The 20,045-nt window shown below is 58.0% G+C and carries 23 protein-coding genes and 1 pseudogene; 13 read left to right on the top strand and 11 right to left on the bottom strand.

The window, feature by feature from the left end:
* Positions 1-166: 166 nt before the first annotated feature.
* The 3 genes and pseudogenes from ACL2XP_RS27100 to ACL2XP_RS27090 all read right to left on the bottom strand — a co-directional run bounded on the left by ACL2XP_RS27100 (position 167) and on the right by ACL2XP_RS27090 (position 1,770).
* Positions 167-355, bottom strand: coding sequence for a hypothetical protein (locus ACL2XP_RS27100; RefSeq protein ID WP_413736513.1), 189 nt, complete (start codon positions 353-355; stop codon positions 167-169).
* Positions 356-430: 75 nt separating this feature from the next.
* Positions 431-1,223 (bottom strand): annotated as a pseudogene (locus ACL2XP_RS27095) (SDR family NAD(P)-dependent oxidoreductase).
* Positions 1,224-1,305: 82 nt separating this feature from the next.
* Entirely contained in the window at positions 1,306-1,770 is a 465-nt protein-coding gene (locus ACL2XP_RS27090) for an NADPH-dependent F420 reductase (protein ID WP_413736512.1), read from the bottom strand.
* Here ACL2XP_RS27090 and ACL2XP_RS27085 point away from each other — a divergent pair.
* On the top strand, positions 1,733-2,347 hold the full coding sequence (locus tag ACL2XP_RS27085) for a LysR substrate-binding domain-containing protein (protein ID WP_413736511.1): 615 nt from the start codon (positions 1,733-1,735) through the stop codon (positions 2,345-2,347). The genes ACL2XP_RS27090 and ACL2XP_RS27085 overlap by 38 nt on opposite strands.
* 99 nt (positions 2,348-2,446) lie before the next feature.
* Here the strand turns inward: ACL2XP_RS27085 and ACL2XP_RS27080 are convergent, their stop codons facing one another.
* From ACL2XP_RS27080 to ACL2XP_RS27070, 3 genes are all read right to left on the bottom strand, one after another.
* Positions 2,447-3,082 (bottom strand): homoserine/threonine efflux transporter, encoded by a 636-nt coding sequence (locus ACL2XP_RS27080; RefSeq protein WP_413736510.1) that lies wholly within the window; start codon positions 3,080-3,082, stop codon positions 2,447-2,449.
* Between the two features lie 161 nt (positions 3,083-3,243).
* Positions 3,244-4,095 carry a PA4780 family RIO1-like protein kinase gene (locus ACL2XP_RS27075; RefSeq protein WP_413736509.1) on the bottom strand — a complete coding sequence of 284 codons (852 nt, stop codon included), beginning with the start codon at positions 4,093-4,095 and terminating at the stop codon, positions 3,244-3,246.
* A gap of 364 nt (positions 4,096-4,459) precedes the next feature.
* Positions 4,460-5,392, bottom strand: coding sequence for a LysR family transcriptional regulator (locus ACL2XP_RS27070; protein WP_413736508.1), 933 nt, complete (start codon positions 5,390-5,392; stop codon positions 4,460-4,462).
* Positions 5,393-5,496: 104 nt separating this feature from the next.
* On the opposite strand from ACL2XP_RS27070, the gene ACL2XP_RS27065 reads away from it, so the two are divergent.
* Together ACL2XP_RS27065 and ACL2XP_RS27060 are read left to right on the top strand one after the other, a co-directional pair.
* Positions 5,497-6,570, top strand: coding sequence for a zinc-dependent alcohol dehydrogenase family protein (locus tag ACL2XP_RS27065; RefSeq protein WP_413736507.1), 1,074 nt, complete (start codon positions 5,497-5,499; stop codon positions 6,568-6,570).
* A 66-nt stretch (positions 6,571-6,636) separates the two neighbouring features.
* Positions 6,637-6,951 (top strand): cupin domain-containing protein, encoded by a 315-nt coding sequence (locus tag ACL2XP_RS27060; protein ID WP_413736506.1) that lies wholly within the window; start codon positions 6,637-6,639, stop codon positions 6,949-6,951.
* 99 nt (positions 6,952-7,050) lie between these two features.
* On the opposite strand, the gene ACL2XP_RS27055 is transcribed toward ACL2XP_RS27060, so the two are convergent.
* Positions 7,051-7,455 (bottom strand): VOC family protein, encoded by a 405-nt coding sequence (locus ACL2XP_RS27055; RefSeq protein WP_413736505.1) that lies wholly within the window; start codon positions 7,453-7,455, stop codon positions 7,051-7,053.
* Positions 7,456-7,645: 190 nt separating this feature from the next.
* Positions 7,646-8,119: an Lrp/AsnC family transcriptional regulator gene (locus tag ACL2XP_RS27050; RefSeq protein WP_413736504.1), complete on the bottom strand. Its 474-nt coding sequence runs from the start codon at positions 8,117-8,119 to the stop codon at positions 7,646-7,648.
* Positions 8,120-8,253: 134 nt separating this feature from the next.
* Here ACL2XP_RS27050 and ACL2XP_RS27045 point away from each other — a divergent pair, with 134 nt between their 5' ends.
* The gene (locus ACL2XP_RS27045; RefSeq protein ID WP_413736503.1) at positions 8,254-8,670 is read left to right on the top strand and encodes a DUF2000 domain-containing protein; all 417 of its coding nucleotides are present in this window, start codon (positions 8,254-8,256) and stop codon (positions 8,668-8,670) included.
* A gap of 182 nt (positions 8,671-8,852) precedes the next feature.
* Here the strand turns inward: ACL2XP_RS27045 and ACL2XP_RS27040 are convergent, their stop codons facing one another.
* On the bottom strand, positions 8,853-9,869 hold the full coding sequence (locus ACL2XP_RS27040) for an SDR family NAD(P)-dependent oxidoreductase (RefSeq protein WP_413736502.1): 1,017 nt from the start codon (positions 9,867-9,869) through the stop codon (positions 8,853-8,855).
* A 109-nt stretch (positions 9,870-9,978) separates the two neighbouring features.
* On the opposite strand from ACL2XP_RS27040, the gene ACL2XP_RS27035 reads away from it, so the two are divergent.
* Positions 9,979-10,935, top strand: a complete 957-nt coding sequence (locus ACL2XP_RS27035) for an AraC family transcriptional regulator (RefSeq protein WP_413736501.1) — start codon at positions 9,979-9,981, stop codon at positions 10,933-10,935.
* A gap of 37 nt (positions 10,936-10,972) precedes the next feature.
* On the opposite strand, the gene ACL2XP_RS27030 is transcribed toward ACL2XP_RS27035, so the two are convergent.
* On the bottom strand, positions 10,973-12,133 hold the full coding sequence (locus ACL2XP_RS27030; protein WP_413736500.1) for an amidase: 1,161 nt from the start codon (positions 12,131-12,133) through the stop codon (positions 10,973-10,975).
* Complete coding sequence (locus tag ACL2XP_RS27025) at positions 12,130-12,948, bottom strand: cysteine hydrolase family protein (RefSeq protein WP_413736499.1); 819 nt, start codon at positions 12,946-12,948, stop codon at positions 12,130-12,132. The genes ACL2XP_RS27030 and ACL2XP_RS27025 overlap by 4 nt, the downstream gene beginning before the upstream one ends.
* 158 nt (positions 12,949-13,106) lie before the next feature.
* Between ACL2XP_RS27025 and ACL2XP_RS27020 the strand changes: the two genes are divergently transcribed.
* The 8 genes from ACL2XP_RS27020 to ACL2XP_RS26985 all read left to right on the top strand — a co-directional run bounded on the left by ACL2XP_RS27020 (position 13,107) and on the right by ACL2XP_RS26985 (position 20,023).
* A complete protein-coding gene (locus tag ACL2XP_RS27020) occupies positions 13,107-14,084 on the top strand; it encodes a BMP family protein (RefSeq protein WP_413736498.1) in 978 nt (325 codons plus the stop codon).
* A gap of 5 nt (positions 14,085-14,089) precedes the next feature.
* Positions 14,090-15,637, top strand: coding sequence for an ABC transporter ATP-binding protein (locus ACL2XP_RS27015; RefSeq protein ID WP_413736497.1), 1,548 nt, complete (start codon positions 14,090-14,092; stop codon positions 15,635-15,637).
* On the top strand, positions 15,634-16,725 hold the full coding sequence (locus ACL2XP_RS27010; protein ID WP_413736496.1) for an ABC transporter permease: 1,092 nt from the start codon (positions 15,634-15,636) through the stop codon (positions 16,723-16,725). The genes ACL2XP_RS27015 and ACL2XP_RS27010 overlap by 4 nt, the downstream gene beginning before the upstream one ends.
* Complete coding sequence (locus ACL2XP_RS27005) at positions 16,722-17,639, top strand: ABC transporter permease (RefSeq protein WP_413736495.1); 918 nt, start codon at positions 16,722-16,724, stop codon at positions 17,637-17,639. The genes ACL2XP_RS27010 and ACL2XP_RS27005 overlap by 4 nt, the downstream gene beginning before the upstream one ends.
* A gap of 14 nt (positions 17,640-17,653) precedes the next feature.
* Complete coding sequence (locus tag ACL2XP_RS27000; protein WP_413736494.1) at positions 17,654-18,346, top strand: TetR family transcriptional regulator; 693 nt, start codon at positions 17,654-17,656, stop codon at positions 18,344-18,346.
* Between the two features lie 249 nt (positions 18,347-18,595).
* Complete coding sequence (locus ACL2XP_RS26995; RefSeq protein WP_413736493.1) at positions 18,596-18,907, top strand: antibiotic biosynthesis monooxygenase family protein; 312 nt, start codon at positions 18,596-18,598, stop codon at positions 18,905-18,907.
* A 4-nt stretch (positions 18,908-18,911) separates the two neighbouring features.
* Positions 18,912-19,304 (top strand): amino acid-binding protein, encoded by a 393-nt coding sequence (locus ACL2XP_RS26990; protein ID WP_413736492.1) that lies wholly within the window; start codon positions 18,912-18,914, stop codon positions 19,302-19,304.
* Between the two features lie 2 nt (positions 19,305-19,306).
* The gene (locus ACL2XP_RS26985; RefSeq protein ID WP_413736491.1) at positions 19,307-20,023 is read left to right on the top strand and encodes an ArsR/SmtB family transcription factor; all 717 of its coding nucleotides are present in this window, start codon (positions 19,307-19,309) and stop codon (positions 20,021-20,023) included.
* Positions 20,024-20,045 lie beyond the last annotated feature (22 nt).

The following is a 20,045-nucleotide window of genomic DNA, read 5'->3' as shown; positions in this document are numbered from 1 at the left end:
TCATGCGGGAGGGTTATACTCCCCGCATTTAACACAATATAATTATTACCAATGGCATAAGATTATTATTAGCAATCATTATCATTGAAAATATTAACAATAATACCGATACTGCGCCCGCCGCATCGGCATGTGGCATAACCGCACCGATCCACCCAGTACAAGATTACACCTGGATCTTGGTCGAACCTCCCCGAGTTTCACGCTCCAACGCGACCTTTGCGAGGTCTTCTAAAAGGTCGATGAGGAGGGACCAGAGGGTTCCGGGCGAGGCGGCAACCTCAAGCTCGTTAGTAAAATGAATCGGGGAGCGGCTGGGCGTCATATCCGCCGGCCAATTAATCGCTTCAAACATAGTATTCTCCTGCCTTGTAGTGAAGATGCCAAACTGCCCCCCCGGAGGGCAGGCCGCGGCGGTAGCCGGCGCAACTCAGGGAATCGCGCGAATCACGCCGCCATCGACGCGCAGTGCGGCGCCGCTCGTACCGGATGCCTGCTCCGAGCACACGTAAACCACCATATTCGCGATTTCCTCGGTCGTCGTGAACCGGTTGATAAGCGTGGTCGGGCGCATGGTCTTCAGGAAGTTCTGCTCCGCCTCCTCCTGCGTGATACCTTGTTCCTCGGCGGTGGCTTTCATCCAGGTAGACAGGATCTCGGAGCGGGTCGGCCCGGGCAAAACCGCGTTGACGGTGACGCCGGTTCCGCCGACCAACTCCGCCAGTCCCCTTGAGACGGCGAGCTGTGCGGTCTTGGTCATGCCGTAGTCGATCATCTCCTTGGGAATCATGATCGCGGACTCGCTGCTGATAAACACCACCCGCCCCCAGCCGCGCTTAGCCATCGCCGGTACATAGCGCCGTGCGGCGCGTACGCCGCTCATCACGTTGAGCTGGAATAGATCAAGCCACTCGCTGTCGTCCTGATCAAAGAAACCATTGAGATGCGCGGTGCCGAGGTTGTTGACCAGAATGTCGGTATCCGCCACCTGAGCCGCCAGGGCCGCCGATCCCTCGGCCGTCGAGAGGTCGGCGGCAACGCCCATAAAGTCGGCGTCGGGCAGCAGCGCGCAGTTCCTGTAACGCCGCGGCGACCCGCTGTTCTCCGCGCCCGTTGATGACCACCGATGCGCCCGCGCGCGAGAGCCCCTCGGCGATGGCGCGGCCAATGCCCGCCGTCGATCCCGTAACGATGGCCCTGCGGCCTGTAAGTTCGATTTTCATGCTTTTTCTCCGATGGTGTGTGGTGGATGATTTATCCACCGATCCTGGCAGGCAGCGCGGCCCGGACGTCAGGACAAACGCGTCAACCGGCTTTCTTCGCCGCTTCCGCCTGCGCCGCGCGGGCCAGGCGTTCAACCCAGTCCTGGTGATAGCTGAAAAGCGCCCCGGTCAGCGCCTTGGCCACGACCGCCGATGAAGGCAGATTGTCGAGCTCGGACAGCGGCACTCCATAGGCGTTGGTGACGTCGATGACGATTTTGCCCTGCCAAGTCGCGGCGGCCTTGGCGACGTCGCGGTGCGACCAAAAGGGAACCGCCAGGAGAATCACATCGGCCTTGAGCGCTTCTTGCAGCGTCAGGGGAACCACCTTATCGCCAAGGTTTTTGGCTATTGACGCTATGGAATCTGGACCGCGCGTGTTCGTTATACCAACGGTGATGTCGCTGCGGGCGAATTGACTGGCCAGGGCTTTGCCGACGCTGCCGCTGCCGATCTCGGTGGTGATCGACGTGTTCTTTCCAACCAGCGTGGTCAGCGCCGTCGTCAAAGCGTTCGCGACCCAGTTTCCGTTGACGCCGCTGCGCCTCTTCGTCGAAGCCCTGGGAGCGGCCTATCGACCCGTTCTGGACGGCCGGTGCAGCCTGGGCATCCTGCCGCCGTTGCCGCAGGCTTTTCCATCATTGGTTAGCGAACGGCTGGGGGAATTGCCGTTGGTTGCGGTCGCCGCGCCAGGTCATCCGCTCGCGCGCTTGGGTCATCGGATACCACGGCGCGAGCTGGCGAAACATATACAACTGGTACTCACCGACCGGTCAGACCTTACGGTCGGTCGAGATTTCGCCGTCGCATCGCCGTCGACCTGGCGTCTGGCGGACTTGTCCACCAAATATGCATTTCTCAAAGACTGCGTTGGATGGGGAGGGATGCCCGTGCATATGGTCGAGAAAGACATCGCGGCAGGCACGTTGGTAGTGCTGGATGTGGACGACATGCCGCCCACGGGTTTCATGTTGACGATGTCGGCGTTTCACCAGCCTTCGCAACCGCCCGGACCCGCTGGTAAATGGTTCGTCGATCGCTTGAAGACCTTGTGGCAGCAACCCGATGCCGTCCAGATGCCGTAAAGCCCATTGCCAACATGCCGGGGCATTATTGACCGTATCCCATAACCTGGACTCACCGGCCGCTGCATGCCTTGGCCAACAGCCGGACCAGCCTGCCCATTACCCTAGTTCACGCGACCCCTGCCAAATCAGCCTGATCGCCAGCAGCGATACCATCACGCCAATGACTTTCCCAACCGTGCGGTGGACATGGGAGTAGGCCCGCCGTATCGCCGCGCGGGAAAAGGTTTGGCACAGGAATAGCCGCCAGAGAAATGACGCCAGGATAATGCCGCACCAGGTCGTCAATTTGGCCCACAGCGGGGTTTGGGGCGTCAAGGTGACGGAAAAAATACCGATGAAAAACAGCACGGTTTGCGGATTGGACAGGTCTGAAATCAGCCCGCGGCGAAAATAGCGCCAGCTGTTGCCGGCCATGGTCTGCGCTGTCGCGGTCAGGCTGAACTCGTGGCGGTTGCGAAACACGGTCCAGGCATACCACAGCAGGTAAAGCCCGCCAAGGATCTTGACCATGGCAAACAGCCCTTCACAGCGGGTCATCAGGGCATTCAAGCCAAATAAACCCAGGCCCGAGTAAAACGCGTTGCCAAGCACCACGCCGCTGCCGCATACCAGCCCGGCGCGCCGGCCGGCGGTGAGGGTGGTTTGCACCACCACGAACAGGTTCGAACCGGGGTTCAGGAAGGTCAAAATAAACAGTCCGAGCGTGATAAAAACCCCATGCATCGCATCCATCGCTGTTCCTTATCAGTTGGGTGATGATAGATGCCAAATTATCCCGGAATGGTTAAGCAGACAACAGTTTGGAACGGATACATATTATTGAGGATGGCGCCGAGGCCAAAAGGGGGTATCTGCGTTTAACAATGACACCTTCTCCGGCCATGTCCCCGGCTTCAAAGATCGCGTTCTTTTAGCGCCCGCTGGCGATCATAATATTCATTTTCGGCGGAAATGATTTCATCAAGCAGCGAATCCACATCGGCTTTATGCGTATCTTCGGCGAACTGCCCGGTCAGAATCGTTTCCGGCGTCAGTTTGCCATCTTCATACAGCGCCCAGATTTCTTTCGCATAACGGGTTTCCAGCAACCGCGGCGCGAACCGGCCGTAGTATTCGGTCATATTGTTCACATCGCGTTCGAACATCGATTCGGCATGGTTGTTCGCCGCAGCATCGACGGCCTGCGGCAGGTCGATAATCACCGGCCCCTCGGCGTCCATCAGCACGTTAAATTCCGATAAATCCCCATGCACGATACCCGCGCACAGCATCCGCACGATATTGCGGATCATGGTGTCGAAATCGGCTACCGCTTCTTCTTCAGTCAGAATCACATCGCTCAGCCGCGGCGCGACCACGCCGGCGGCGTCGGTGATAAGCTCCATCAGCAGCACGCCGTCCAGACAAATATACGGCTGCGGCACCCGCACGCCGGCATTCGCCAGACGAAACAGCGCATCGACTTCCGCCGTCTGCCAGGATTCCTCCTGCTGTTTGCGTCCGAACTTCGAGCCTTTTTGCATCGCACGCGCATCGCGGCTGTTACGCACTTTGCGGCCTTCCTGATACTGCACGGCCTGCTTGAAGCTACGCTGCGTGGCTTCCTTGTAAACTTTGGCGCAACGTATCTCTTCACCGCATAACACGGTGTAAACGTCGGCTTCTTTGCCGCTTTTCAGTCGACGGACCACATCGTCTATCAGGCCGTCATCCACCAGCGGTTGGATTCTATTTGGAATTTTCATGCAGCCTTGTACCTTATTTCAGCGCATGAGGGAATGACCTGCGCAATATTCTTGCGGGATAAGAGCTATCTTGTAGCAGTTTAGCAGTATTAGCCGTTCTCTAGCCTATGCCCAGATTGAAACTATTATGCCACAATATTTATGGATGCTGGACGTTATGGGCGATTTGCAGGCTTTCGTCTCAAAAAAACCCTATCACGTACAGATTTTGCGTTTGTATCCGCATGACGGCGGCATATGCCGCTGCCATCGGCATAACGGGATAACGTGTCGATAAAATACAAAAAAATCGACATGGCGAATGTTAATCGTTGAGAAACAGGCGCGGCCAAGCGTGATCCGACCAATCATCCGGCCAACGGTGCTAACCCAACAACGTATCCCAGGGCGCCACGGGCAGAAAAACGCCGATCAATGCATCCACCACTACCCTTACCTTCGGCGCCAGATCCCGTGAACGCGGCCAGAGAGCGGTGACCGCAATATCATTTGGCGGCGTAGGCAGCGGAACGGCCGTTAGCTTGCCGGCATGGATTTCTTCGGCCGCCAGCCAGGTTGCCACATAAGCGATTCCCATGCCGCTCACGGCGGCATCCCGCAGCGCTTCGCCGTTGCTGATAATGTGCCGGTAAGTCAGGTTATAGGGTTTGGCCTTCCCCTCCCGATCCAGAAATACCCAGGGCAGCGGCCGCCCGCGATTGGCAAAACCCAGGCAATCGTGCTGGCTCAAGTCCTCTATCCTGTGCGGCAATCCGCGCCGTAGCAGGTAGCCGGGCGCAGCACAGACCACCGAATGCTGAAACCCCAGAGCGCGGGCATTGAGGTTGGCGGAATTTCCCGGATCGCCGAGGCGAACCACCAAATCCACCCGTTCTTCCACCAGATCGATCCTGCAATCGGTGAAAGACACATCCATTTCAAGCGCGGGATAAAGACTGGCCACGTCTTTGAGCACCGGCATGATGCGCAATCGGCCAAACGAGACGGGCAGGTTTATCCGCACGCTGCCGGAAACTTCCCGTTTTCTGGATGAGAGCAGGGATTCCGCCGAGTTGAGCTCATCAAGCACCCTGAGGCAGCTTTGGTAATAATCAAGCCCTGCATTGGTCAGGCTCAGGCTGCGCGTGGTTCGGTTTAAGAGTTTGATGCCCAGCCGATCTTCGAGCCGTGCGACGCTTTTGCCAGGGGCGGATTTTGATATCCCCATCCGTATAGCCGCGGCGGTGAAACTCCCCGTTTCCACCGTATAAACAAACGCGGAGATATCCTGAAGCCGGGAATGCAGACCATTTTTCATTGGATTGGCGAATATAAGGAGGAAATGATGCGCTATCATAGCGCGATACAGGACATTACGTCGCCAGTAACATGATCGATATTATTCATCGCGGAGATATCGTCATGACGCAGACCATGAAGCAATGGCAGTTGCATCAATTTGGCATTGAACAACTAAAGCAGGTTGAAGTTCCGGTCCCTACCCCTGGAAAAAACCAACTACTGGTCAGGGTAGCCGCGGTCTCTCTGAACTATCGCGATAAGCTGGTCGTGGAAGGCGAATTATTAGCCGAGAAACCGCTGATGCCCTTTGTACCGACATCGGATATGGCGGGCGAAGTGGCGGCCGTGGGCAAGGATGTCACTAAATTCCGGCGCGGCGATCGGGTATCCGGCAACTTCTGGACACAGTGGATTGACGGCGAACCGCCCGCCGAAATGTTCCGCCACGGCCTTTCCCTCGGCGGGCCGTTGCCCGGCATGCTGGCGGAATATGTGTTGCTGGATGAAAGCGTGGCCGTCAGGGTTGCGGCGACATTAACGGATGAAGAAGCCGCTACCCTCCCGGTCGCCGCGCTGACCGCCTGGTTTGCCTTGATTGAGATGGGGCAACTTAAAGCCGGACAGGCCATTGTCACGCAGGGAACGGGCGGCGTATCTCTTTTTGCCCTGCAAATCGCCCGCGCTTTCGGCGCCAAAGCGATCATCACATCCCGCAGCGCTGAAAAACTGGCGCGCGTCAAAAGCTTGGCGGACTGCGATACCATCGATACCACGGAATATCCTGACTGGGCGCCAAAAGTCCTGTCATTGACCGCCGGACGGGGCGCCGACCATATTATTGAAAATATCGGCGGGGAAAATCTCGGTCAGTCCGTAGCCGCGCTGGCGACCGGCGGCCGGATAGCCCAGATTGGGTTTCTTAATGGCCCGGACATCATATTACCCGCCGTTCCCTTAATGCTGCGGCGCGCTGTTATTCAAGGGATCTCGGTGGGTCACCGGCGTGCGTTTGAGCAAATGACGGCCGCCTTTGAACAGAAAAACATTAAGCCGGTGGTGGACCAGGTCTATAGTTTCAGCGAGGTTCCCGCGGCGTTTCGGCATCTGGATCGGGGGCCTTTTGGCAAAGTGGTAATCCGGGTAATTGACCGATCGCGGCCCTTACCCATTTTTATGCGGCTCAATGCCGGTTAACGCATTTGGATAATGCCGGGGAATTTTTTATATTACGTCTCCGGCATCATCCAATCAGAGGCTACATTGCACGCAAAATCCCTTATCAATGAAACCTCGGCGCTGCCTGAAGCCTGGAAATCACGCATTATCAGCACTATTGGCCAGGCGAATATCAAGCTGATCCGCATGGACCAAAGCGGTATTGCCGCGGAACGGCATGAGGATTTCGCCGAGGCGCTGATTCTTATCGAAGGCAAACTACAGCTTGAGATTGAAGACCATCTGATTGATATGGCCTCGGGGGATTATTACGTTATTCCCCGCGGCAAAACGCACCGCATTTTACCGGGGAGTTATGGAACGCTTTTGCTGATTGACGCCGACCCCGAGATCTCCTGATAAAGTCCTTTGGTCCCGTGTTAGCAACGCTCGATAAAGACATGATGCGTGGTATAACCCGTCGCGCCGTAAATCAGCGGATGATTAATGATGGGTTATTTATAATGGGGCATGCTGCCAGCTTTTATGCACAAACTCCAGGCTGTAGCCGTCCGGATCGAAGACGTTGGCCGCATAGTAGCGCGGGTCATAATGCAGCCTGGCTCCCGGGGCGCCATTATCCTTGGCGCCAGCGCCGATAGCGGCGGCGTAAGCGTTATCAACATCGGTCTTGCTTTGCGCCACGAATCCCACATGGGCGGCCCCGCCCTCCACTACGCCGGCCCGCAGCCAGAAAAAAATCCGTCCGCCGGCCCCGAATCCTTTTAAATCGGGATGCCCGGGCGGACCGTCCTTACCATCGTAATCCAGGCGATCGGCGATCCCGAGCGGGGCAAGCGCGGCTTGGTAAAAGGCGATAGAACGATTGATATCGCTTACCGACAGAAAAATATGATCAAGCATCAGTGCCTCCGAAAATCATGATTAAATGTGATGACCGCCGGCGATCGCCGCGGCCTGCACTAACGATACTCTCCCGCCACGACATTTGATCTGTCCAAGATAGAGCTAAAACCGGCCCGGGGCTTCTGCGATCCTACCCGATTGTTGCCTGTTTCTGCTTTATGCCCGCTACATACTGCCCGCTACAAATTCAAGAACCCAGCGGCAATGCGCCCAAGGGTTTTATTTCGCGCAGGACAAAGGTCGTTTCCATCTCTTTGATCCGCGGCAGGCAGCGTATCACCGACATGGCGAACGCTGAATACTCATCCAGATCCCTGGCCACCACTTGCAGCAGGAAATCGGCGCTGCCCGCCACCGCATAGCAGGCGATTACCGCCGCCAGTTTCTCTATCTCCACTTCAAACTGCCTGGCTTCGGTTTCATTGTGGCTATCGATTTTTACCCGAATAAACGCCAATATGCCCAGCCCGGCTTTTTTCCGATCCAGCACCGCCCGGTAGCCGGCGATCACCCCGAGTTGCTCAAGCTGCCTGACCCGGCGCCAACAAGGGGAAGCGGCCATGCCTACTTTTTCCGCCAGCTGTTGGTTGGTCATCCGTCCCGCATCCTGCAATTCATGTAAGATTCTGATATCTGCCGCATCGAGGGAAATATTTGGCATATTTTTTCCTAATCTGGTCTATAAAAGGTAAAACATACCTTTTATAACCGTAAAAAAGCAATAATAAACAGGTTCTGCCAGCGTTCCCGCATTATGATTTCAGCTCTGATTATTCATTTTCATAGGAAGAAATCGTGATTGAAGATCTGCGCATTGCGATTATCGTCAATCCCGCGCTGCCGCTGGGGCTGTTGGCCAATACCGTGGGCGCCATCAGCATAGGTTTGGCCGCCAGGCTGCCGGAACTGGCTAACCAGCAATTGAGCGACAGCCGGGGCTTAATCATCGATATCAGCTCGCGGCTACCGGTGCCGATCCTGCAGGCGGATGAAACGGTTATCAGGGTGCTGCTGCTCAAGGCCGTCGCCGATAGCAGAACCCGGGCAGCGGTGCCGTTTCCTGCCTATGCCCGCGGTATGCATGATTATCTGGATTACCAACGCGAGTTCCCGCGGCGGACCCTAGCCATGGAAATCATCGATGGGGTGGGTCTGGCCGGTCCGTCAAAGTGGATTAAATCGCTGACCGGATCATTGAAGTTGTTGCGATAAGAGCGGTGCGTTCGCGTGGTGACGGAGGCGATTAACGAATCTTTTATCTTGCCGAAATTAATCCTTTGACATCGGCAAGCCGCGTTCTGGATAAGGCGAAATGCTTTATGACGCGGGCAGCGACGGGCTAGGCGGCAGCGTCGGCAAAGCCGGAGGAAGCTTCGGCTTTGCCGCTGTTTGGGTCAGGATAAGAAATTAAGGCCGGTTAGCTGCTCGCTGGCCGTCCACAGCCGCGCGGCGGCCTCGCCGTCGACGGCATACGCCGCCACGCCCGTATCCCGCGCGCCGGTACGGTGGTTGCGCAAAATCGAAAAATTCTCCGGCTGACCGGCCATTAGCGGCGCTATGTCCGAGTCGACGCAAAAAACGCCGCCCAGGCCGTCGAGCTGCGGGCTGGTGGCGCACCAGACTTGGGTCGCCGCGCCCTGCGGTATCGATTTGATATCCTTGGCGGGATCGATCAATGGAGCGCCGTTTTCATCGATCACGCCGGCCTCCTGCAAAATCGCCACCGGCACATGCTTCTCCAGGCCGGTGCCGGGAATGCCGCCCGGATGCAGCGAAAAGGCCCGCACGCCGTCGGCTTTGCCGCGCGCGTCCAATTCCAGCGCGAACAGTACATTGGCGGTCTTGGACTGGCCATAACCCGCCCAGGGATCGTAGGGGCGATGCGCAAAATTGATATCATCGAAAATCACCGGCGAGAATCGATGCCCCATGGACGAAACCGCAATAACCCGCGCCCTTTCGGTACGTTTCAGCGCCGGCCACAGCTGCGCGGTGAGTTGAAAATGGCCGAGATGATTGGTGGCGAATTGGAGCTCGTAGCCCCGTGCGTCCAGGCTGCGCTCGGGCAAGGCCATAATGCCGGCGCTGTTGATCAGCATATGCAGCGGCAGGCCCGAATCCAGGAAACGCCGGGCAAAATCGTCTATGGATGCGGGATCGAGCAGGTCCATCGGCTCGATTTCGATACCGCCGATGCCTGCCAGGGAGTGTTTGGCGCGCGCCACGTCGCGGGCCGGTACGATGACCCGCGCGCCCGCCGAGACCAGGGTCCGGGCGGTTTCCCGGCCGAGCCCGGAATAGCCGCCGGTGATAATCGCCACCTTGCCCACCAGGTTGATGCCGCTGATAACATGGGCGGTGGTCGATGCGGCGGTGAAACCGGAATTAATGGGGAGTTGGGGTGTAGACATAAAGAACCTCTGCTGGTGTATGGGTCGGTGTCGATATCCGCCACGATAGCGCGCTTGTTGTGGACCGGGAATACTTGCCAGTGCTTAAAACATTTGCGATAGTTCAGAAATGAACCAAGATCCCTTTTCTCATATCCTGACGCTGGTGAATGCCCGCTCGGTGGTCGCCGGTGGTTTTAGCGCCGGCGGCGATTGGGCGATTGCGTTTCCACCGCCCGATCGCGTCAAATTTTTCATCGCCGCGCGGGGCGCATGCTGGCTCGCCATGGAAGGCGGGGATGCCCCCATCCGGCTCAGGGAGGGCGATGTATTCCTGATGGCCGCCGCCCGCGCGTTCACCCTCGCAAGCGACCTTTCCTTGCCTGCGCAGAATGCCAGACATCTTTTTGCGCATGTATCCCGCAAAATCATTAATATTGGCGTGGGGGACGAATTTCTCTTTTTGGGGGGGCACGTGCAGTTGGACTCGGCCGGCGGTCAGTTGCTTATCAATAACCTGCCGCCGGCCATCCATTTGCGCGCCGGCCGCGCTGAGGCCACCGCGCTGCAATGGCTGATCGATCAACTGGTACATGAGCATAGCTCCGGGTTGCCTGGCTCCGACTTTGCGTCGGCGCAGCTGGCCCAGTTGATGTTCCTGCAAATCCTGCGCGGTTACCTGGCCACCACGGATGCCTTGATGGCCGGGCGGCTGAGAGCCATCAGCGATCCGCGTATCGCGCCGGCCATTCGCTTGATGCATGACGATCCCGCCCAGGCCCGTCATCTGGCCGATCTCGCCCAGGCCTGCGCCATGTCGCGCACCGCTTTCGCGATCTATTTCAAATCCGTCGCCGGCGTCGCGCCGCTGACCTACCTCACCCAGTGGCGCATGCATCTGGCCGAACGCACGCTGCGGGAAGGCAATGCTTCCCTGGCTACGCTTGCGGCGTCGCTGGGCTATTCTTCCGAGAGCGCATTCAGCATTGCGTTCAAGCGCGTCACCGGCAGGGCCCCCAAGCATTACAGATCGGTAATGCGCAAAGCCTCCGGGCAGCCAGACCCCGGACCAGCCGCAGGAATTTGATGCACCGCCGCCGTACTTGCCGAGTCTTAGCCGAACGTCAGGCAAAATATGTCCTGGCCCATTGGATCAATTGCCGATCGCAGCCGCGGGCGCCGATAACCGAGATAGCCAGCGGGCCCTCCCGCCCGTCGGCCAGCGGTACGGTTACCTGCGGCAAACCGGCCAATCCCGCTACGGCATTAAAGGTTAGCGCCTGCTGGTAAAAATGCTGGATCTGGCCGCCGTCGGCTTGCAACGACAGCAACGCCCGCGGTGTGGTGGGCAATATCAGCCAATGATTGGTCAGCAGGGCATCCATTTCTTTTTGCAGCTGCTGCCGCATGGCCAGAAAAAACGCGGTTTGCGACGGGTCGACCTCATCAAGCCGGGCAAAGCGCGCGGCAATATCCGTGCCGAATACCGGTTTGACGCGGCGCAGCCAGTCGCCCAGGGCAGCCAGAATGGCTTCATCCTGCAAATGCTGGTAACAGGCCAGCCAGCGATCGGCCTGCCCGGCGAATAGTTCGATGCTTGCGGCCGGTCCGTGACGCAACGCATGGCGGCGCAGCGCCAGCGCGTCGTCGGCTTCGGTCGCGGCGCGGGCGGCAAAGGCCTCGGCGAACAGCAGCGGCGTTTTATGGCCCTTGGCCGCGGATTCCGGCTCCTCGGGCGGTAACAGCACGTCGGCCACCCGTTCCAGCAATGCCCCTTCGCGGGTAAACCAGCCCACCGTATCGAAACGCGGCGCGAACGGCAGCACCCCCGCCAAAGAAATGCGTCCATGGGTGGGCCGGATACCCCATAAGCCGCAAAATGCGGCGGGGACCCGCACCGAACCGCCGGTATCGGTGCCCAAGGCAAAATCCACGTCCCCTGCCGCCACGGCGCTGGCCGAGCCGCTGGAAGAACCACCGGGCAGCGCCCACGGCCAACGTGGGTTTAACGGGGTACCATAATGGGCATTTTTTCCCTCCAGGCTGTAGGCCAGCTCATCGCTGATGGTTTTGCCCTCCACCGCGGCGCCGGCGCCCAGCAGCGCGGCGACGCAGGGAGCATGGCTGGTGGCCGGCCCGTGGGTACGCCGCCAGTCGGGATTTCCGCCGCCGGTGACGCTGCCGGCGATATCAATCAGGTCTTTCACCGCAAAACACAACCCGTCGAGCGCGCCGGCGGTTATCGCCGGTACGCGCAGCCGGGGCCCGGGCATAAAAGCGCTCATTTCGCCTCCTTTTCCCCGGCGTCGTCCGGTATCGCCGCGATCACCCGCGCCGAGTCGGTGACAAAACCAAAGCATTTTTTAACATTCCATACGGTGGCCTGGGCGCAGAAATCCGGCGAAGATGTGGCGCAGCAATCTTCCAGCAGCACGCAGCCATAACCGAGGAAATTAGCGTCGGTCAGCGAATGCAGTACGCATTGATCGGTATTGACGCCGGCAAACAGGATGGTGCGTATCCCCAGGTTGCGCAGAATACTGTCCAGAGGGGTATCCCAAAAACCGCTGATGCGGTATTTATCCACCTGGATATCCCCAGGGCGCGGGGCCAGTTCGTCCACTATCGCCGCCGCCCAGGAATTTTTTTCCAGCACATGGGCGCCATGCCCCGGCAAGGCTTCCCCCAGGCCGATCCCTACGCCGGTCGGCTTATATAGATGATGCTGGTTGGCCGGCATATTGGCCAGGTCGGGCCGATTACCCCAATTGACCCAGATAACCGGCACCTGCTGCGCGCGCAATACCGGCAACAGGCGCTGTAATGGTGCAATGGGTGCACGATCCACCGCAAAATTGCCCCCTATGTGATCAACCCAACCGGTGGCGGCGCAGAAGTCGTTTTGCATATCGATAATGATAATGGCCGTATGGCGCAGGTCGATTCTGACATTTTGCGGCTCGCTGGCCAGGGTAGCGATGACCGGTTCGCGGTAGGGAACCACCATATCCACCTGCTGCGCATCGGCATGCCAGCGGGTATTGGCGAAGGTCCCCAGCGGCGCGGCAACGCCTGCGGTTTCTGGTGTCGGCTGTGGCATAAAGCGTCTCTCCTTTGGCGGGCGGCGGCCCGTTTTGTCTGGTTTAGAGGATGGCAGCAGCCTTAACCGGCTGAACCTGGATGCACTGGCACTGAATTTGCAAAAGCCGTTCAGTAATAACTTACTTACTTCACTTCATACGCAATAGGAGTGCCAAAATGTCATCTGCCTTATCAATTCGTTTGGTTGTTTCTTTTACCCTGCTCGCCGGCGCGCTGGTATCCCAGCAAGCCATGGCCGACGAGGCGATGCGCGTGGGGGTATTGATCCCGGGTTCAAAAATGGACAAAGGCTGGATGGAGTCTGGTTATGACGGCGTTATGGCCTCGCAAAAGACCTTCGGCGACAAGCTTAAAACCCAGATTATCGAAAATATCAATTATGCGGATATGGAACAGGCGCTGACCAATCTGGCGACCAAAAACCAGTTGGTTATCGGCGTCGGCGGGCAAACCCAGGCGGCGGTATTAAAGGTGGCCAAACGGTTCCCGAAGGTGAAGTTTTCCATTGTCGGCGGCAATCAGGGGCAAGCCATGCCGGCCAACGTGGCGGGTTATGATGTAAAACAAGCGGAAATCGCGTTTGTCGCGGGCGCGGCGGCGGCGATGCTGACCAAAACCGATAAGATCAGCTATGTGGGCGGGATGGAGATTCCGTCGATTGTGAACGCCGGGAAGGAATTCGGCAACGGCGCCCAATATATCAACCCCAAAGTGCAAAACCTGGTCAGCTATACCGGTGATTTCGACGATGTTTCCAAGGCCCACGAAGCCACGCTGGCCGCCATCTCGCAGGGCGCGGACATTCATTATCATATTCTTAATCTCGGGCTGCGCGGTCTGGAGCAGGCGGCCAAGGAGAAAAACACCCATATCATCGGCAGCTATACCGCGCGCTGCGGTACCGACCCGCTCTATGTCGGCTATAGCGTCACCGGCGTGGGCTACCAAGTGCAATATGCCATCGACCAATTGGAAAAACAGACCTGGCAGCCGGGCTATAAAGCCTTTGGCCTCGCCATGGGTCCCCAGGCATCGGACATGATCGTATGCAGCTCCACGCCGGAAATCGATGCCAAGTTGAAGCAAATCAAGCAGGATATCCAAAGCGGCAAAATTAAAGTGCTGGAAGGATAACCCGCATGGCTGGCGATCTCAGCATGCCGATCCCCGCGCTATCGCTCCAGGGCATCGATAAATTTTTCGGCGCGTTCCAGGCGTTATCCCACGTAACCCTGGATCTGCTGCCCGGAGAAGTGCATTGCCTGTTGGGCGAGAACGGCGCGGGTAAGTCGACGTTATGTAATGTTATTTTTGGCGTCCATCAGCCCGACGGCGGCGTTATGCTGCGCGCGGGCACCCCTTATAAACCCCGGCGGCCCCATGATGCGCTGGCGGCGGGCATTGCCATGGTGCATCAGCATTTCAGTCTGGTAAATAACGTCAGCGTACTCGATAACCTACTGCTGGGGCAGTCGCGGGGGTGGATTGATTATGGCCGACAGCGCCGGCGGATCGGGGAAACCTTGCAAAGCCTGGGGCTGGACCTGGATTTACAGGCGAAAATATCCGCGTTATCGGTGGGGGAGCGCCAGCGTGTGGAGATAGTCAAATGCCTGCTGCGCAACCCCAGCGTGCTGATCCTTGATGAGCCCACCGCGGTCCTGCTGCCGGCGGAAATCGGCGCGCTGTTGTCCGTATGCGAGCGGGTGGCCAAACAGGGATGCGCGGTAGTGCTGGTCACCCACAAGCTGGCCGAAATCCAGCGTATCGCCTCGCGCGCCACGGTATTGCAAAACGGCCGGGTGGTGGCGGAATCCACCCGGCCGGCGCAGGAGATCGACCGCCTGGTGCGCGCCATGATCGACCGCCCCGGGCAGGAGGGCGCCGCCAATGCAACGCCCGCTGTTGCCGCCCCGCAGGCCAAACGCTACGCGCTAAGTGAAGAAGTATTGCAGCTCAATGGGCTAACCGTGCGCGACGCCCAGGGCGTCACCCGGCTGGACAATTGCACGATGGTGGTTAATCGCGGCGAGATTGTGGCGATAGCCGGCGTGGAAGGCAACGGCCAGAGCGAACTGGGCGCGGTATTGGCCGGTATGCTGCCTGCCAGCGACGGGCGGATTTATGTCGCGGGGCGTGACGTCACCGGCGCCTCGCCGCAGCAAATGACCCGGGCCGGGGTCGGCATTGTGCCGGAAGATCGCCATGCGGTGGGCTGCATTACCGATATGAGCCTGACGGAAAACTTGCTGCTTAATCATATGGGCCGCTATTCCCGCTATGGTTTTTTGCAGCGCCGCAAAATGCGCGACCAGGCGCAGGCGCTGATAACGCGCTTTGATATCCGCGCCGCCGGCGCCGATGCGCGCTTTGGCGGCCTGTCCGGCGGCAATCAGCAAAAAGCCGTGCTGGCGCGTGAATTGACGCTGGAATCCCTGGTGCTGTTGGTGGCGGCACAGCCTACGCGCGGCCTGGATGTCGGCGCGGTGGCCGCGGTCTACCGCCATATCAGGGACGCGCGCGATCGCGGCGTCGGCGTATTGCTGATCTCATCCGAACTGGATGAAGTGCTGGCGGTAGCGGATCGGATAGTGGTGTTTTACCGGGGAAAAATCATGGGTGCCAGCCGGGGCGGACAGCACGACCGCGCCGCGATCGGCGCCTGGATGGCGGGACAAGCGGCATGACCAATATTTTAATTAAACCAACCCCGCCGCGGCGCGTTAATACGCATCTGCGCACCCTGCAGGTGCTGGGCGGCGCCGTGGCGGCCGCCTTATTGGCGGCGCTATTGATGATCCTCAGCGTCGGAGTGCCGGTATCGGAGGCCCTGGCGGCATTTGCCGACGGCGCCTGGGGATCGCCTTACGCCATCGGCGCGTCCATTAACCGCAGTCTGGCGTTTGCCCTGGTTGGTATCGGTTTTGTCCTGGCCAACCGCGCCCGCCTGACCAACGTCGGCGGCGAAGGGCAGATTGCCATCGGCGCCATCGCCGCCACCGCCATGAGCCTATACAGCGGCTGCGACGGATTGCCTTACGGCTTGGCCTACATCGTGCCGATGCTGTGCGCCGCCCTGGCGGGCGGGGTATGGGGCGCCATTCCCGGCTGGCTGAAAGCCCGCCTGGGCACCAACGAAGTGATCAGCACCTTATTGCTGTCGTTTATCGCCGTTTGGTTACTTTACTGGTGCGTCCAATCCGTGGATCTGCTGCGCCAGCCGATGACCAGCGGGGGAACGCTGCCGGAGTCCCAGACCATTCCCGACACCACACAATTACCCCTGCTGTGGCCGGATAGCGGATTGGGCATCCATCTGGGTTTAGCGGTGACGGTGGTACTGGGCATTGTGGTGGCGATCGTTATACAGCGTACGCGTTTTGGTTTTGCGCTGCGGGCGGTCGGCTACAATCCGCTGGCGGCCAAACGCGCCGGGATAGCCATCACCCGGACCACGGTGGCCGCCCTGGTCATTGCCGGCGCGTTCGGCGGACTGGCGGGCGCGATGATGCTGCAAGGGGATCAATACTCGCTAAAAGCGGGGTTCTCCTCCGGTTACGGATTTGACGGGCTGGTGGTGGGACTGCTGGCGCGCAACTCGGTCGCCGGCGTGTTTATCGCCGCGCTGCTGTTCGGGTTTATGCGTTCCGGCGGCATTAATATGGAAATGGTGGCGCAGGTTCCCGCAGCGCTGGTGCTGGTGGTGCAGGCCATCGTTATCCTGGCCCTGGCGGGCAGCGCCATGTGGCTGGATCGTAAAGGGGAAAACGCATGAATATGGAACTGCTGGCCATTTTCGCCGGCTCATCTATCCGGCTGGCCGCCCCGTTAATCGTGGCGTCTACCGGCGAGCTGATCAGCGAGCGCGCCGGCGTACTGAATATGAGCGTGGAAGGCATGATGCTCACCGGGGCGTTTCTCGGCGCGGCGGGGGCCAGCGTAACCGGCAACGCCGAATGGGGTCTGCTGATCGGCGTGCTCGGAGTCATCCCCCTGGCGCTGCTGCAGGCTTTTCTCAGCATTACCCTGCGGGCCAACCAAATCGTCACCGGTATCGGCATCAATATCCTGGCGTTGGGCGCTACCACGCTGGCCTACCGGGAGATGTTCGGCGCCCGATCAAGCGCGGTGATTCCGGGTCTGGAAAAATGGTCGCCGCCGCTGTTGCGCGATGTGCCGCTGCTGGGCAACGAAGTGTTAAACCAGGTGTGGCTGTTTTACCTCGGACTGCTGGTTTTACTGGCGGGCGCCGTGGTCATGCGCCGCACCGCGTTGGGTATCGCCCTGCATGCGGTGGGCGCCGCGCCGCGCGCCGTGGATCAGTCGGGTTTATCCGTCACCCGGCTGCGTTACGGCGCGGTGATTTTTTCCGGCATGACGGCGGCCGCGGCGGGTTGCCTGATTTCCATTGGCGATATCCATACTTTTACCGAAGGTATGACCAACGGCACCGGTTATCTGGCCATCGCCGCCATTATTTTCGGCAACTGGAAAATCGGCCGTACCGCTTTGGCCTGCCTGCTGTTCGGCGCGGCCAGCGCGCTGCAATTTCAGTTGCCGCTGCTGGGTATTAATGTGCCCACCGCCCTGTTGATTATGCTGCCCTATTTGCTCGCGCTGATCGCCGTAGCCGGGTTGATCGGACGGCAGACCGCGCCGGCCGCCCTGACGCAGCCTTATCAGCGTTAATCAGGATGAAAACCATGTCAAACATCAATCAGGACGAAACCGCCGCAACCCGCGGCAGAACGCCGGGCAAGCGGCAACAGTTGGCACAGAACACCCGCCGGCGTATTTTTGAGATTGCCCTGCATGAATTTGCCGATAAAGGATTCAGCGGGGTTCGCGTCGAAACCATCGCTGCCCTGACCGGCGTCAATATCCGCATGATTTATCACTATTTCGGCAACAAGCTGAATCTCTATATCGAGGTATTGGAATATGTGCTCGGCCAGTTGCGGGATGAAGAATTAAAATTGAAACTGGATATGCATCAGATAGACCCCGTCGACGGCATATTGCAGTTATATGATTTCATCGAAAGCCATTTTGCCCGGCACCGCGAACTGCAAAGCTTGCTCCAATGGGAAAATCTTAACAAGGCCGATGCCCTGAAACACTCCGCCCGTATCCAGGCGATGTCGTTTCCCATCCGCGATTTATTGGCCGGGCTGATCCGGCTCGGCGAGCGACAGGGCACGCTCCGCCCCGGCATCGACGCATTGCATCTGTATGTCACCCTGGTCAGCCTAAGCGTATTTCACAAAGCCAATGCCTTTACGATGTCCTACATGTTCGAGACGGATTTGCTCACCGCCGACTGGCAGCGGCAGCATAAACATCAGGCCCACGATATGATCCTGGCCTATCTCAAACCTGCCGCTATCGCTAACTGATCCTGGCGACCATCGCCGCTATGGGTTTTCACCGCCATGCTGGATGGTTGTTCCGCGAGCAAACCGGCATGACCTTCGCCCAATGGCGTCAGCAACTTCACCTGGCCGAAGCCGCGGCGCGCTTACCCTGGGCGAAACGTCGCAGCGCTACCTGCGGGCCTGAACTGCATTCATATTTCGCTCATTGCCGAAGTATTCAATTCTGAAATCATTAAAGTAACTCTTATTCGTACATCAGAGAGAAGAATTATGATCGCGGTACTTTTCGAGGCGGACATCGTTCCTGCCAAACAAGATCGTTACCTCCAGTTAGCCACGGAACTCAAGCCACTGCTGGCGGGTATTGATGGTTTCATTGCAATAGAGCGTTTCCAAAGCCTGACGATCCAGGGAAAAATTTTGTCATTATCTTGGTGGAAAGATGAGGATTCAGTGCTTGCCTGGAAGAAAAATGTCTCTCACAAAGCCGCTCAGGCTGAAGGGCGTGAATCGATTTTTTCCTTTTACAGGATACGTATTGCCCAGGTCGTCAGGGATTATTCATCGGAAACGCGAGGATAGACAGATGTACGATATTCATATTGTATTAAAAAATGCTCCCGGATCTCTAGCTTCCTTGGGAACTATCCTTGGGCGTAATGGCATAGGTCTTGAAGGTGGCGGCGTATTTACCATTGATAATGAAAGCCACGCCCACTTCCTGGTCGAAAATGGCGAGAAGGCTCGCGCAGTGCTTGAAAGGGAAGGTTTTCAAGTACAACATATCAATAAGCCGTTAATCAGAAAACTTAGGCAGGAACAGCCGGGCGAACTGGGCGAAATCGCCGCAACTCTGGCTGAAAAGGGCGTCAACATCCTGACGCAATACAGCGACCATGCAAATCAACTGATACTTATTACGGACAATGATATCGTCGCTGCCAAAGTAACCGAAAAGTGGGCGGTTTTGCCAGAGTAAGCATGCTTAAAAACACTGAACTTAACAGCATTGAAACAAGTGAAAACAACGGCTCATTTGAACGCTCGATAGCAGCAGTCGCATCTGCCATGTCTGACGCTTCTCGCGTCAAAATACTCTGTGCTTTAATGGATGGACGCGCATGGACGGCTACCGAACTCAGCGCTGCCGCAGATGTAGCCGCTTCAACTGCCAGCGCTCATCTTTCCCGGCTCGTAAATGGAAAATTAATTACCTGTCTTTCACAGGGACGGCACCGTTATTATCGTCTGGCCGGAAATGACATCGCCGAACTCGTTGAAACGATAATGGGCGTCTCCTGGAAACGGATTTCGCCGCCAGAAACCCGCGCGCCCCGCCAATTAAGAAATGCCCGCACGTGTTACGATCATTTAGCGGGTGAAATCGCTGTCAAGATTTACGACTTTATGATCAACGAAGGATGGGTTGATTCCGGTGGAACCGCCATTACCCCGGCCGGCCTAAGACAGTTCCAGCAATTAGGCCTGGCGCTTGACCCGAAAACAAAGCGTAAGGCTTGTTGCGCTTGTCTTGACTGGAGTGAAAGACGATTTCATTTAGGCGGCGATGCCGGCGCTGCTTTTTTTATCCTCTGTGAGCAAAAAGGGTGGTTAAGCCGGGTGCCTGGTTTCAGGGAAGTTAATATCACTAACGGCGGCAAGCTGGCGTTCACAAGATTGTTCAATATAAGCCGATGAATCCGCAGGCTTTCGCCGCAGC

Origin of the sequence: Sodalis sp. RH21, assembly GCF_047324175.1 — a bacterium.
Classification (GTDB): domain Bacteria; phylum Pseudomonadota; class Gammaproteobacteria; order Enterobacterales; family Enterobacteriaceae; genus Acerihabitans.
This window is presented reverse-complemented; position numbering and strand designations above follow the sequence as displayed.

What these genes read in the sequence shown, in the direction of transcription:
- ACL2XP_RS27100 (WP_413736513.1), bottom strand. Translation starts at nt 355, where the DNA reads ATGTTTGAAGCGATTAATTGGCCGGCGGATATGACGCCCAGCCGCTCC.
- ACL2XP_RS27080 (WP_413736510.1), bottom strand. Translation starts at nt 3,082, where the DNA reads ATGGATGCGATGCATGGGGTTTTTATCACGCTCGGACTGTTTATTTTG.
- ACL2XP_RS27075 (WP_413736509.1), bottom strand. Translation starts at nt 4,095, where the DNA reads ATGAAAATTCCAAATAGAATCCAACCGCTGGTGGATGACGGCCTGATA.
- ACL2XP_RS27070 (WP_413736508.1), bottom strand. Translation starts at nt 5,392, where the DNA reads ATGAAAAATGGTCTGCATTCCCGGCTTCAGGATATCTCCGCGTTTGTT.
- ACL2XP_RS27065 (WP_413736507.1), top strand. Translation starts at nt 5,497, where the DNA reads ATGACGCAGACCATGAAGCAATGGCAGTTGCATCAATTTGGCATTGAA.
- ACL2XP_RS27055 (WP_413736505.1), bottom strand. Translation starts at nt 7,455, where the DNA reads ATGCTTGATCATATTTTTCTGTCGGTAAGCGATATCAATCGTTCTATC.
- ACL2XP_RS27050 (WP_413736504.1), bottom strand. Translation starts at nt 8,119, where the DNA reads ATGCCAAATATTTCCCTCGATGCGGCAGATATCAGAATCTTACATGAA.
- ACL2XP_RS27040 (WP_413736502.1), bottom strand. Translation starts at nt 9,869, where the DNA reads ATGTCTACACCCCAACTCCCCATTAATTCCGGTTTCACCGCCGCATCG.
- ACL2XP_RS27035 (WP_413736501.1), top strand. Translation starts at nt 9,979, where the DNA reads ATGAACCAAGATCCCTTTTCTCATATCCTGACGCTGGTGAATGCCCGC.
- ACL2XP_RS27030 (WP_413736500.1), bottom strand. Translation starts at nt 12,133, where the DNA reads ATGAGCGCTTTTATGCCCGGGCCCCGGCTGCGCGTACCGGCGATAACC.
- ACL2XP_RS27025 (WP_413736499.1), bottom strand. Translation starts at nt 12,948, where the DNA reads ATGCCACAGCCGACACCAGAAACCGCAGGCGTTGCCGCGCCGCTGGGG.
- ACL2XP_RS27020 (WP_413736498.1), top strand. Translation starts at nt 13,107, where the DNA reads ATGTCATCTGCCTTATCAATTCGTTTGGTTGTTTCTTTTACCCTGCTC.
- ACL2XP_RS27015 (WP_413736497.1), top strand. Translation starts at nt 14,090, where the DNA reads ATGGCTGGCGATCTCAGCATGCCGATCCCCGCGCTATCGCTCCAGGGC.
- ACL2XP_RS27010 (WP_413736496.1), top strand. Translation starts at nt 15,634, where the DNA reads ATGACCAATATTTTAATTAAACCAACCCCGCCGCGGCGCGTTAATACG.
- ACL2XP_RS27005 (WP_413736495.1), top strand. Translation starts at nt 16,722, where the DNA reads ATGAATATGGAACTGCTGGCCATTTTCGCCGGCTCATCTATCCGGCTG.
- ACL2XP_RS27000 (WP_413736494.1), top strand. Translation starts at nt 17,654, where the DNA reads ATGTCAAACATCAATCAGGACGAAACCGCCGCAACCCGCGGCAGAACG.
- ACL2XP_RS26995 (WP_413736493.1), top strand. Translation starts at nt 18,596, where the DNA reads ATGATCGCGGTACTTTTCGAGGCGGACATCGTTCCTGCCAAACAAGAT.
- ACL2XP_RS26990 (WP_413736492.1), top strand. Translation starts at nt 18,912, where the DNA reads ATGTACGATATTCATATTGTATTAAAAAATGCTCCCGGATCTCTAGCT.
- ACL2XP_RS26985 (WP_413736491.1), top strand. Translation starts at nt 19,307, where the DNA reads ATGCTTAAAAACACTGAACTTAACAGCATTGAAACAAGTGAAAACAAC.